This window comes from Rhizobium sp. 01N48, assembly GCF_056399145.1.
Window position 1 is genome coordinate 1 of the sequence record NZ_JBFTQT010000011.1, and the last position, 12,921, is coordinate 12,921.

The window sequence follows — 12,921 nt, forward strand, 5'->3', positions numbered from 1 at the left end:
ACCGTCTTGGTGTCACCTGCATCAGGATCTGTATCGTTGGTGAGCACGTTTCCGGTGGCGGCAACGCCGCCCGAACCATTGGCCACCCCACCCTTCTCTGTCGCGTCACCCGTATCGGCAACCGCCGTCGGCGCTGTGTTCGCCGGCGCAGAGCCAGTATTAAACATCACATCGACCCAGTAATTCTCCGCGCTGAACGTGGCAGTCGGGAACAGGCTGGTCGCTCCATAGCGGTAGACACCGTTGCCGCTGGCAAGCGCCGTGAGCGGACCGCTGGTGACCGCCGACGTGAAGTAGTTGGTGGTAGACGAATAGCGACCCGTGTCGGTGTGGTACGACGCGGTATAGACCTGTCCTGGCGTCAACGAAACCGGACTGGTGAAATATGCTGTCTGCCAGCCGCTCGCCGTTTCGTTGGTGAAGGTCAGCGTGGCAAGCTGAACACCTGTGCTGGACCATAAAGAGCCGGTATGTGTGCCCGTGTCCTGGGTGCCCTTGTAGAACCGGATGCCGCTTACGGTACCCGCCACCGACGTCTGGAACCGGACCCCAAGTTCAACTGCGGAGTTATCGTCGGTGTTAACGACCGCCGGCGTCGAACCGGAAAAAAGCGAAGTGAAGCTCGCACCGCTTACTGAAACCGTACGTCCTGCCGATGGTGTCTCGAGATTGATGCTGTCATCGACAGCGCGTGACAGAATGGTATAGGTGCCCGCGGCCTGTGGCGACCATGTGTAGGTCCAGTTCTCGTCACCAACGGCTGGATGCCAGCTTGCTCCGTTATCTGTCGAAACCTCTACCCCGGCAATGACGCCACCGCCGGCATCGACGGCAGTGCCACTAATGGTGATGGCCGAACCGACTGTCGCGGTCGATTGCACCGATATCACCGACGTCGGTGCTGTATGGTCGGTTGAGCCCGTCGCCGCAATCAGTCCGGCCTGCAACGTGCCGGGCAGGACGCCCATATCGGCCAGCAAATTGACCATAGCCTGCTGGACACGGGAATCGGTCGGCGTCGCCTGATTGTCGTGGTTGTCGCTGAGGCCCCAGGTCCAGTAGACTGTACCGGCGCCGAATACCAGCGCGCCGCTCGGCGCGCGGTAGAGTGTCAGATTGTGGGTGGAAACGGCGTCGCCCGTCGTATTGCCGTAGTCGAGCAGATAGGTGCTGACAGGAAGCGTCGTCGACGACAGCTTAACGAGGCCGGCCGGGTCGAACCCATTGTCGACAGCCTCGTCCCACTCGTAGCCGAGGTAATTCTTGGTGAGCGTTGCCGTCTGGCCGGGCTGGAGATTGGCGATGCTTGTGTTGCGCCAGAAGCGCAAGTTCGCATCGTCGTAAGTGACAGTGATCGCCTGAAGATTGTTGCCGACATCATCGACCTTGAACAACTGCCCGGTGAGCGAGTTTTCCGGATTTCCGCCGCCGACGGCTGGTGGGCTCAAGCGCGGATCGCGGAAGGTGCCGGTCCATTCGCTCGAAGGGTCGATGCTGGCGCCTGGCGACCATGTCTCCTTGTAGGAGATCAGCGTGCGGTAGGCCGTGCCGTCGGCACTATAGGCATTGCCCCAACGTGTGCGCCAGTAGACCTCGTTGCCGCTCCAGAACATGAGATTGACGCCGGCGTCGCGCGCGGCTTCCACATTGGTGCGCTGCTGGCCGGACCAATATTCGTCATGACCCGCATCGATATAGGTCTTGTGATTGAGAAGCAGGCTGCCGTAGCGATCGGCATCGACGCCCGAGATGTAGGATACATCGTAGCCGTTCTGTTCCAGCCAGTAGATGCCGGCATATTCGGCGCCGAACAGATAGTCCTGCGGACCAGCGTAGGTGCCGACGCCACCGCGTGTGGCGATCGGGCGGTTGTAGCTGACGGCATAGGCGCGCCCAGCGCCCTGGCCAGTCGCCGGGCCGTTGCCTCCATAGAAGTTCGCCCCGCCCCAACCGTTATAGGCCTGCCAGGTCTGATCGGCGGTCTGAAAGACAACGTCGCTGTGGCTGTCGTCGTCGCGAACGATAAACGGAATATGGTTCTCGCCGAAGGTACCGTCCTGGCGCACAAGCTTGGCAATGTAGACGCCAGAAACCGCATCATCGGGTACCGTCCAGGAAGCCGAAACCGACCAGTTACCAGCGTCCACCGTGCCAGTTGCTGCGTTTCGCAGCGGATCGGGCTGATCTTGCACGCCTGTATGCTGGATCGTGTCGACTTTGCGCGCGCCCATGCCGCCGTAATAGCCAAGGCGGTAGATATCGATGCGGTAGTTGCTGGAATCCGTGTTGATCTTGAAGTTTATCACCTTGCCGTTATCGACACTGATATCGGTGGCGAAACCTTCGATGTTGGAGCTGCCGGCACCATCGATGCCCCACTCGCTCTCAGGGTTGCCCTGTTTCTGGTTCTCAAGCACAATCGCATTGCTGGCGGTTGCCGCGGCTGTGGCTGCAAATGAACCAGTCGCGGCAAAGCTCTGCGTTGCGGTTTTCTGGGTCAGCTGCGCCGTCGTCACGGATCCGGTCAATATGCCCGTGCCCTTCGTTCCACCATTGCCCGCCTCTCCACCGCCAGGCAAGGTTCCGTTTTGGGCCGTGGCGCTGTTCCAGTTTGCGGTTCCGGTCCATGTCGTGGCAAACGAAAGGTTGCGATCGAGCAGCGGGTCGCTGACGGAAGCGCCCATGACAGCCTTGCCTGTGGAAACGTGATCCGGTCCCTCAACAAGCCGGGTCCCTGGCAACTGGCCGTCGGCCTGCAGAATACCGCTATCCTTCCCGAGATCGAGAATTCGCGTCGGCGAGGTGTAATAACCACAGCCACAGACGCTGAACGGCATGCCGAACGAGTGGACATGAGGACCGGTGACTTGTGCGGTCGCCTGACCTGAGGGCGTCACATCCAGTATTACGACGTGGCCGGAATCGCTACCTCCCGTCGAGCCTGCGCCAGAACCGCGCCCGCCGGACGCCCCGCCTTGGCGCAGAAATGGTGCAAGCGGATCCGTGCCCATAGAACCGCGCGCAAAGTGCGCGCCGTGCAACGACGATCCAACGCCCGACCCTTGGCCAAACGCAACAGCGCTCACAAACCCAGGCGCTGCGACAGTTCTTGAAGCCGTCGCGCGCCTGCCATCTGCGGCACTCCTGGCGAGGCCTACCGGACCTTGTTCTCGCAGCTGCAAACCTTCGTCGGCATGGCCTTCCATATCGCCTACGACATCCCCGCTTTCATCAGAACTGCGATCGCTAAGGGCGGCTCCGTCGCCGGGCTTGTCGATATGAAGATCATACGTGCCCTGCTCGACCGCCTGTGTCGGCGCGGGGACAACCCCGGTTGCCTCCTCGGCCTTCGGCGCGGCAACGCGCGCCTTCGCCGTTCCGCCGGTCGTCAGCCACCAACGGGGATCGAATAAATCCGTCAACATGGAACGAGAAACCCACCGGTGCGCGCTGCGATACATGGATGCCCCTCTCGACTACTTGAATGGATTGCCGCTTCGAAGATCATATTCTTCAGTTAGCTTTAACTATATTCGAAAGTCGCGATAAACGGTGCTACCTACTTCGATCGAGTGGCAGACTAACCTTTTTGCTGGTGGATTTCTTCAAAACTAGATTTGACTTTTCCCAGGGGATCCAACCCGGTCAATCGGCCTCGGGCCTCCAGACGTTGCCTCCGTCTTCCCGAGTCGCACGCAAGATATTGATAGGAAGTGGCTTTCTCGAGACCTTGCATGATGCGCGATCAGCGCAGCTCGTCATGGCGGCGGCTTCCTTCAGCACGCCTTGCGGCACGCCCACACCGCGAGCGACCAGACATCGAACAGCGACGACATTGAAGAGCCCGGGATACCATGAGAGCGCCGCGACGACCCTGAGCGCTTCTGACGACAGACGTGCGACGCGCCACTCATGAATTCAGGACATAGGCTCATCCGGAACTGAACGCCTAATCGTCGTGGACGGGTGAGCATATGTTTCCTTCAAACAGACCGAGGTCCGAGATCGCGTTGTCGCAAATGCCCGGAGCCTCAGCAGTCCAAACCATGAACCGCGAATATAGACCCATCCGGGACTGACGGCCTAATCCGACGCATGGCAGTCACCACATTCAAGGGTCATCGGCAGAGAGATAATGAGATGAAGAACATCGCCGCCAGTGTCGCAATGACAGCGCTCGCAACGACCGTAACCGAGGCGCAGGAGCGCAAGCGCGTTGCCCCGGCTGCCGTCTATGAAGTCGCCCCGGGCTTGGGGCACTTCACGGACGACGTTCTTTTCGGTGAGGTCTGGGAGCGGGCCGAACTTGAGCTGCGCGATCGCAGCCTCGTCACGGTCTCCGCGATCGTCTCGACCGGAAAGACGCCACAGCTCGGCGGACATGTGCGCCGGGCGCTGGACAACGGCGTCACGCCCGCCGAAATTGGGGAGCTGATAACCCATCTTGCCTTTTATTCCGGATGGCCCAACGCGGTCTCAGCCGTCATCGAAACCCAAAAAGTGTTCGAAGAACGAGGCGTAGCCCCGGTAGAAGACAGCGACGGCAAAAGGATCGAACTTGAGGCTGCTGCCGAAGCGATGCGCACCGCCGCTGTCAATGCCCATGTCTCCCCGACGGCACCGGCGCTTGCCGCTCTTACGAACCGCGTTTTGTTCGGTGATCTCTGGCAGAGGCCCGATCTCACCGCACGTGATCGCAGCCTCGTAACGATGGCAGCACTCATCGCCATGGGGCAAGCTGAACAACTCCCCTTCCACGCGAACCGCGCGATGGACAACGGATTGACCAAAGGTGAAGCCTCAGAGGTCGTCATGCACGTCGCTTTCTACGCCGGCTGGCCGAGAGCGATGTCGGCCGTGCCGGTTCTCAAGAGCGTTTTTGAGACACGCGAAGCCAAGTCGTTTGAGGTATCGACTGAGATCAAGGTCACTCCGGCCGGCCAGGACCGGGCGCGTGCACCGGAAGCATACTTCACAGGCGATGTCGAAACCTCCGGCTTTTACCGGAGCGACAGCCCGTCAACCGTCAGCGGCGCAACCGTGTCTTTTCCTGCGGGAGCGCGCACGGCGTGGCACACGCACCCGCTAGGCCAGACACTCTTCATCATCTCCGGAACGGGCTGGGTGCAGAAGGAGGGCGCGCCTGTTCAGACGGTCCGGCCAGGTGACGTCGTGTGGATACCAGCAATGATAAAGCACTGGCATGGCGCATCGGCAGACGAAGCTATGAGCCACTTCGCTGTCGCAGAAGCGCAAAACGGCAGCGTGGTTACCTGGATGGAGAAGGTTTCCGACGAAGACTACTTTGCGGGCCGTCCCGGCGAATGACCACAGACCTCATGAGATTTCGAAGGTACAGACCTCTTTTCGGTGCCTGACCACGCCGCACAGATAGCACTGAGCGAAGATCGGCTGGCGGAAGTTTTTGAACAATATAGGATAGAGCGTCGCCGACGCGTCCGCCGGCGATCGCACGGGTTTCAGAAACCAATGAACAGAGCCGTCTCAGCGTCAAAAGATCTCGTAATTCGAACCGCGTCGCCGCTGGACGTCCAGGTTCTGGGCGCGTTTGGAACGCTTCTTGTAGCACTTCATCACAAGCTTGACCCTCAGCGCTTCATTGAAACAACCAGAACTACGCCAGCGAATTATACCGGTTTTCTGGAAAGGAAGATCAGCGATCCGAACGCAATGCTTTTTGTTGCCGAACAAGGCGGCATATTGCTCGGCTACGTCTACGGAGAAATGGAAGGTCATGACTACATGTCCTTGCGCGGTCCAGCAGGGGTCGTACACGATCTCTTCGTCGACGCCTCCCGTCGGCGCGAAGGTATCGGGCGTTTGCTCATCGTCACCATCTTGTCTGAAATCAAGGCGCGCGGCGCCCAACGCGTTGTCCTCTCCACGGCTCACCAAAACAAGACGGCACAACAATTATTCGCCGCTCTCGGATTCCGAGCAACTATGATCGAGATGACCCGCGAGCTTAAAGACTAGCCGAGCGCTTGGCAGGCCTCCCCTCAACCTGCTCTCCAGGAAATGTTATGTCTACCTCTGAACTTACATCAGCGCCGAAACAAATCTCGGTCGGGATGACCTGGCTGTTTGCGATCGTCGGCGGTGCCGCAGTCGGCAACCTTTACTGGGCGCAGCCTCTGCTTGCCACGATCGCGAAATCGCTCGATGTGCCAATCGGTTCGGCCGGTGCCCTGGTGACGATGACGCAGATCGGATATGCGCTGGGTATCGTTATGATCGTGCCACTCGGTGACGTCGTGATCCGGCGCAGGCTCATTCCGCTCGTCATGTTCCTCTCGGCCCTGGCGCTGCTGGCAACCGCGCTGGCACCATCTTACACGATACTGCTGGCATCTCTTACCGCTGTCGGCYTGACAACGGTTGCGGGGCAATTGCTCATTCCGCTCGCAAGCGACCTTTCGAGCGCAGAGGAGCGTGGGCGAACGGTTGGAACGATTGTTGGTGGCATCTTGATTGGCATCCTGCTTTCACGCACGATCAGCGGCGTCATCGCGGACGCCTTCGGCTGGCGCGCCGTCTATTTTCTCGCCGCGGCGACAACCGCATCTTTCTCGGTTCTGCTGACGCGCGTGCTGCCGGCTGAAAGCAAAAGGCCGCCTATTGCTTACGGTCGGCTGCTTGCCTCGGTGCCTGCCGTTGTCCGCAAACACAGATCAGTGCAGGTCACTTTGGCCATCGGCACCATTGGCTTTTGCACATTCACCATGTTCTGGACAGGCCTCACGTTCCTGCTGAGTGCGCCGCCATTTTCCTACTCGCTCAGCCAGATCGGCGCCATGGGCATCGTCGGTCTGGCCGGGTCGCTTGCCGCGCGACGCGTCGGCTGGCTGCACGACAATGGCTATTCCGCAGCCGGAACAGGGGCTGCGCTTGTATTGGCACTGGTCTCGCTCGGCATTGGCGCCACGGGGTCCAACAGCATCATATCGGTCGCCATCGCGGTCCTGCTCTTTGACGTCGCGATCCAGGGCAACAACGTTCTCAATCAGACCCGCCTTTTCTCGGTGGAGCCGCAAGCCCGCAGCCGCCTCAACACTGCTTTCGTGTCGTGTAATTTCCTCGGCGGCGCGGTCGGCTCCCTGCTGGCCGGCTTTCTCTGGGAGTTCGCCGGCTGGACGGCCATCATGTCAGGCGCAATGGGCCTGATCACATTGGCGTTCCTCCTGTGGGTGGCGCAGCGCCGGCATATCCAAGTCTCGCACGATCGTGACAGATAGCTCTCTACTCCACCTGGCTGCAGGAAAGTCTGTGCGCGCGGCCTTTGCCGCGCGCACTGGACGTGGAGCATCAGCCACGTGTCTCTTCAACGTCCTCATCCTCGACAGGCCTTTTCGTCCGCATCACTTTCAAGACGAAGACAAAGAAGGCGGGCACGAAGAAGATCGCGAGGATGGTCGCGGAGATCATGCCGCCGAGCACGCCCGTTCCGATGGCGTTCTGGCTGGCGGCACTTGGTCCCGTCGCAATCGCCAAGGGGACGACGCCGAGTGTGAAGGCAAGTGACGTCATCACAATCGGGCGGAAGCGCAACTTTGCGGCTGCGACGGCCGAATCCAGCAGCGACCTGCCTTCGGCGTAATAGTCCTTGGCGAACTCAACGATGAGAATGGCGTTCTTCGCTGATAGACCGATGATCGCGATCAATCCGACCTTGAAATAGAGGTCGTTCGGCATGTCGCGCAGCATCACGGCCAGCACCGAGCCGATCACGCCGAGCGGCACGACCAAGATGACCGAGATGGGAATGGACCAGCTCTCATAAAGGCCCGCGAGGAGCAGGAATACGAACAGGATGCTAAGCCCGAACAGGAACGGCGCCTGGCTGCCTGATGTGATTTCCTCCAAGGACTGGCCGGACCATTCGAAGCCGAAGCCTTCTGGCATTTCAGACGCCAGACGCTCCATTTCAGCAATGGCCGCACCGGTCGATTGCCCCGGCGCCGGCGCACCGGAGATACGCACGGTGGGATAGCCGTTGTAACCGACGATCTGCGGCGGGCCCTTCTGCCATTGCGCGATCGCGAAAGACGACAGCGGCACCATGCCACCGCTCGCATTGCGAACGTTGATCTTCAGCACATCCTCGATCTGCAGGCGGCTGCGATCCTGCGCCTGCACGATCACGCGCTGCATGCGTCCTCTATTCGGGTAGTCATTGATGTAGGAAGACCCAAGATTGGCCGTGATCGCGTTATTGATGTCCGAGAACGTCACACCGAATGTGTTGGCCTTCTCGCGGTCGATGACGAACAGAACCTGCGCGGCATCCGGCAGTCCTTCCATGCGTACGCCTGTGACGACCTGGCTTTGTGCAGCCTTCGCCATCAGTTCAGCAGTTGTCTGCGCAAGCGCCGCCTGTCCGAGACCAGCACGATCCTGAAGACGGAAGGAGAAGCCGCCGGTTGTGCCGAAGCCCTCGATTGGCGGCGGCGACAGCGCAAAGGAGGTCGCGTCCTTCAGCGCGAAGAGCTGCATGTTGGCACGGTTAGCGATGTCCTGCACCGAGTTGCCCTCGCCGCGCTCCGACCAGTCCTTGAGCGTGACGAATGCAAGTCCCGCATTGGCGCCATTACCCGAGAAGCTGAAGCCCTGAATGGCCACGATGTTGGCAACGGCCGGCTCCGCCTTGAAGATCGTTTCGATCTTCCGGATGGATTCGATCGTACGGTTTGCACTTGCTTCCGGCGGTCCCTGGATGTCGACGATCAGAAAGCCCTGGTCCTCGTCGGGCACGAAGGACGTCGGTAGGTTGACGAAGAGGTAGCCAAGCCCGACGGCAAGCGCGAGATAGACGACCATCATGCGGCCCGCGCGGCGTGCCATTGCGGTAACGGATGCGGCGTATCCGTTGGTCAACTGCTCGAACTTGCGGTTAAACCATCCACCTGGCCCACTCGTGTGATGATGACCGCCCTTGATCGGTTTCAGGAAGGTCGCGCAAAGAGCAGGCGTCAGCGACAATGCCAGGAAGGCCGAGAACAGGATCGAGACAACCATGGTCAGCGAGAACTGCCGGTAGATGATGCCTGTCGACCCCGGGAAGAAGGCCATCGGAATGAAGACCGACGATAGAACAAGCGTGATCCCGAGGATTGCGCCGGTAATCTGCCCCATCGCCTTGCGCGTTGCGGCCTTGGGCGACAGCCCCTCCTCTGCCATGATGCGCTCGACGTTTTCGACGACGACGATTGCGTCGTCGACCAGGATGCCGATCGCAAGAACCATCGCGAACATGGTCAGAACGTTGATCGAAAACCCGGTCGCATACATGACGGCGCAGGTGCCGAGCAACGCCACCGGCACAACAAGCGTCGGAATGACGGTGTAGCGGAAGTTCTGCAGGAACACGAACATCACGATAAAGACCAGGACGATCGCCTCGAGTAGGGTGTGGATTACCTTCTCGATCGAAGCGGAGACGAACGGACTGGTATCGTAGGGAACGCTATACTCGACGCCCTTCGGGAAGAAGCGGCTCAGCTGGTCCATCTTGGCCTTGATGGCGGCGGAAACCGCAACGGCATTGCCGGTCGACGATAGCTGAATGCCCAGCGCTGCCGAAGGCTGACCATTGAGGCGGCTGGTGAAATTATAGGACTCCGCGCCCTGCTCGATGCGCGCCACATCCTTCAACCGCACTGTAGAACCGTCGGGATTGGCCCGCAGGATTATCTCGCCGAATTGTTCCGGCGTACCCAGCTGACCCTGCACCAGAACGGTCGCCGTCAAATCCTGGGTGATGGGGTTCGGACTTGCTCCGATCTGCCCCGCCGCCACCTGTGCGTTCTGCGCGGTGATCGCCGCATTGATGTCGTCCGTGTTGATGTTGAGGCCGACCATCTTATCGGGATCGATCCAGACACGCAGCGCGCGCTGGGCGGCAAAAAGCTGCGCGCGCCCGACACCATCGATGCGTCGGATTTCACCGATGACGCTGCGATTGATGTAATCGCCGAGTTCTACCTCGTCGCGACTGCCGTCGGTCGATGTCATTGAGACGATCATCAAGAAGCCGGAACTTGCTTCTTCCACGGTCACGCCTTGCGTACGCACGGTGGCGGGCAGTCTCGCCTCGACGCGGCGGATCGCGTTTTGGACATCGACCGAGGCCTGATCGATGTTGGTGCCTGCCCTGAAGGTGGCATTGATGCTGACCGAGCCGGAATTGTCCGAAGTCGATTCAAAGTACATCAGGCCGGCAACGCCGTTCAGCTCATCTTCGATCTGGCGTGTCACGCCCTGGTAGATCTCTTGTGGCGATGCGCCGGGATATGCCGTGGAGATCGTCAGCTGCGGCGGTGCCACCTTGGGGTACTGCGCGATCGGAAGAAACGGGATGGCGATGATCCCGGCGATGGAGATGAACAACGCGAAGACCCAGGCCAAAATCGGCCTGCGAATGAAAAGCTGTGCCATAATCGATTACTCCGGTGCCTTCGCGGGCTCTTGAGACGAACTTGCCGCTGGAGCGGCAGGCTTCCAGGCTTCGGGCGCCACCTTCCCACCCGGCTGGACTTTCTGAACACCGTCGACGATCACGGTCTCGCCCTGTTTCAAGCCGCTCTCGACGAGCCACTCAGAGCCGTGTGCTTGCCCAAGTGTGACCTTGCGAAGCTCGGCGACATTGTCGGCGCCAAGCACATAGACCTGCGCCTGACCGGTATCGTCGCGGATGACCGCACGCTGAGGAACAGTAAAGGCATCATGCCTCACTGCCTGCTCGATCCTGACACGCACATACATTCCCGGCAGCAGATCGCCCGCTCCGTTGGGGAATTCCGCCCGCAGCGTCACCTGGCCCGTGTTGGAATCGACATTGGCGTTTGCGAACAGAAGCTTGCCGGGTTCGCCGTAAAGTGAACCGTCGTCGAAGACCAGTTCGACCCTGGCTTCGCCTGGAGCCGTGCTTGCCAGCGTACCGGCAGCCACTGCTCTTTTCAGGTTGAGCAGTTCCTGCGCCGATTGCGTGAAATCGGCATAGACGGGGTTGACCTGCTGGATCAATGCGAGGTTGGACGTTCCGTCAGCAGTCACAAGCGCGCCTTCGGTAACGAGAGCGCCACCGATCACACCCGAAATTGGCGCCCGAACATCCGTGTATTCAAGATTGATCTTCGCCTCATCCAGGCCCGCTTCGGCAGATGCGACATCCGCGCTTGCCTGAGCGAGATTGACGGCTGCGGTGTCGTAATCGATACCCGATGCGATATTACGGTCACGAAGGCTCTTTTGGCGCTCGAGCTGCAGCCTGGCATTGTCCTGGATGGACTTTGCGCGTTGAAGAGCGGCCTCGGCGCTCGCTACGCGAACCTTGAACAGGCGTGGATCGATGCGATAAAGGACGTCGTCCTTTTTCACCTTTGCCCCCTGCTCGAAGACACGCTCCTGCAAAATGCCGGAGACGCGCGCCCTGACTTCCGAAATACGGGTCGCGGCAATGCGGCCGGGGAGCTCGTTGATGACAGGCACATCCCTGCCCTTAAGTTCTATGACGGCAACTGCCGGCGGTGGCATCGCTGATCCTTCCTGGGCCAACGTGACCCCGGAGGCGGCAACCAGAAAAGTGGTGGCGATCAGGCACAGTTTCAGGCGCGCCGTTCTACTACGCTGCATTGGATATTCCTTCTTGAATTTCATCGCCCCACCAGGGTGCGTCATGTCTTCTCTACGTAAGAGAGATAGATGGATCTTATGCCGTCGAGAATCTCGCGCCGTTCGACGTCCGGCCACGTATGAAATGTGAAAAGCTCGGTACAAAAGAACCCTGTCAGCGCGAGATAGGCCATGAGCGCTGCTTTCGGCTTGGCACCCTCCGCCATCTTTCTCAGATCAAGATCACACCACTCCCGCATCGTCTCCTGCAGCTTGTCGCCGCTTGCCATCGAAGCGCTAACCGCCATCGCAACGGCGCGGTCTGTATCGTCAAGTGTGCTTTCGGCAGACGCGATGCGGCCGAAAAGCTCGGGGTGCGGGGTATCACCGGCTGCCTGTACGCATTCCTCGACATGCGCCACATCAGCCTTGAACTTGCGATCGACAAGCGCCTCTAGCAATCCGCTTTTGGACTTATGGTCGTAGACCACCCGCGCCTTGCTGACGCCAGCCTCCTGGGCGACGGCATCGATCGAAAGGCCGACAGCCCCCAGTCGCACGACGACGCGCTCGGCAGCATCGAGGATGTCGTCTTCGGTGATTTTCCTGGTACGGCCCATTGCACGCTCCTGTTCGGCGATTTATTTACGAACGATCGTGTTTAAATGCAAGTGGGAAATTGGCCTGCGCAGTCTGGGCGTCTGGATGCAATTGTCGATGGCCAGAACAGTCCTCCTGGTCTTCGACGCCAAGAAGAGTTTGACGAGTAAAAAGCGACGTTACCGTTCATCGCGCCTGCCCTGATTTTTGAGGATTTCCACGAGGGATCGTCCGAAGTCATGTGTTTCGCAGCAACGCTAATTTGACGTTTTGCTCCGCGTCTCGGATCAGCCAGCGCTGTCGACGACTTGCCGAGAGAGTTTACAAGCGCCGCAGATCGGGACACGCCGCAACGAGGGCATCAAAACATGAGGACGATGAGTAACCGGCCGCTTTTTAGGAGGCGCCGGCACCCAAAGCTAAAGGCCTTCCTCCGTCGGCTGATCCGCAGCCGAGAAGGCGGTATCTATAAATCAAGTCGTCAAGCGGGCCGGAAGGTTACATGGAAACACAAGGCACCATGATCATTTCATTGGGATCACATCAACATGCGATCTTCCTGCGGCAATATTGATGCTACAGGTGGGTTAAACATTGGTGAGAGCGACGCTCGCGCCGTAATGCCACCTTGGCGGATTGGCTTGGCAGTGTCGAAGTCAAGCATAAGGTCGTTTTTTTGCGTTGACGACC

The 12,921-nt window shown here is 59.7% G+C and carries 8 protein-coding genes; 4 read left to right on the forward strand and 4 right to left on the reverse strand.

The window, feature by feature from the left end:
* Positions 1 to 3,011: N,N-dimethylformamidase beta subunit family domain-containing protein (locus AC1DOG_RS19420; protein ID WP_477930345.1), on the reverse strand; the 3,011-nt coding region annotated here is incomplete at its 3' end.
* Between the two features lie 153 nt (positions 3,012 to 3,164).
* Here AC1DOG_RS19420 and AC1DOG_RS19425 point away from each other — a divergent pair.
* From AC1DOG_RS19425 to AC1DOG_RS19440, 4 genes are all read left to right on the forward strand, one after another.
* Positions 3,165 to 3,413, forward strand: a complete 249-nt coding sequence (locus tag AC1DOG_RS19425) for a hypothetical protein (protein ID WP_477930347.1) — start codon at positions 3,165 to 3,167, stop codon at positions 3,411 to 3,413.
* Positions 3,414 to 4,140: 727 nt separating this feature from the next.
* On the forward strand, positions 4,141 to 5,328 hold the full coding sequence (locus tag AC1DOG_RS19430; RefSeq protein WP_477930349.1) for a (R)-mandelonitrile lyase: 1,188 nt from the start codon (positions 4,141 to 4,143) through the stop codon (positions 5,326 to 5,328).
* A 162-nt stretch (positions 5,329 to 5,490) separates the two neighbouring features.
* Entirely contained in the window at positions 5,491 to 5,997 is a 507-nt protein-coding gene (locus AC1DOG_RS19435) for an N-acetyltransferase family protein (RefSeq protein ID WP_477930351.1), read from the forward strand.
* Between the two features lie 8 nt (positions 5,998 to 6,005).
* A complete protein-coding gene (locus AC1DOG_RS19440; RefSeq protein WP_477930353.1) occupies positions 6,006 to 7,256 on the forward strand; it encodes an MFS transporter in 1,251 nt (416 codons plus the stop codon).
* Positions 7,257 to 7,326: 70 nt separating this feature from the next.
* Here AC1DOG_RS19440 and AC1DOG_RS19445 read toward each other — a convergent pair whose 3' ends face one another.
* From AC1DOG_RS19445 to AC1DOG_RS19455, 3 genes are read right to left on the reverse strand one after another with little or no spacing between them, the layout of a single operon-like run.
* Positions 7,327 to 10,455 (reverse strand): multidrug efflux RND transporter permease subunit, encoded by a 3,129-nt coding sequence (locus AC1DOG_RS19445; protein ID WP_477930355.1) that lies wholly within the window; start codon positions 10,453 to 10,455, stop codon positions 7,327 to 7,329.
* A gap of 6 nt (positions 10,456 to 10,461) precedes the next feature.
* The gene (locus AC1DOG_RS19450) at positions 10,462 to 11,652 is read right to left on the reverse strand and encodes an efflux RND transporter periplasmic adaptor subunit (protein ID WP_477930357.1); all 1,191 of its coding nucleotides are present in this window, start codon (positions 11,650 to 11,652) and stop codon (positions 10,462 to 10,464) included.
* A gap of 41 nt (positions 11,653 to 11,693) precedes the next feature.
* Positions 11,694 to 12,251: a TetR/AcrR family transcriptional regulator gene (locus AC1DOG_RS19455; protein ID WP_112941243.1), complete on the reverse strand. Its 558-nt coding sequence runs from the start codon at positions 12,249 to 12,251 to the stop codon at positions 11,694 to 11,696.
* Between the last annotated feature and the right edge of the window lie 670 nt (positions 12,252 to 12,921).

Excerpts from the sequence above, each read along its gene's own strand:
- AC1DOG_RS19430 (WP_477930349.1), top strand. The coding sequence starts at position 4,141 with ATGAAGAACATCGCCGCCAGTGTCGCAATGACAGCGCTCGCAACGACC.
- AC1DOG_RS19435 (WP_477930351.1), top strand. The coding sequence starts at position 5,491 with ATGAACAGAGCCGTCTCAGCGTCAAAAGATCTCGTAATTCGAACCGCG.
- AC1DOG_RS19445 (WP_477930355.1), bottom strand. The coding sequence starts at position 10,455 with ATGGCACAGCTTTTCATTCGCAGGCCGATTTTGGCCTGGGTCTTCGCG.
- AC1DOG_RS19450 (WP_477930357.1), bottom strand. The coding sequence starts at position 11,652 with ATGCAGCGTAGTAGAACGGCGCGCCTGAAACTGTGCCTGATCGCCACC.
- AC1DOG_RS19455 (WP_112941243.1), bottom strand. The coding sequence starts at position 12,251 with ATGGGCCGTACCAGGAAAATCACCGAAGACGACATCCTCGATGCTGCC.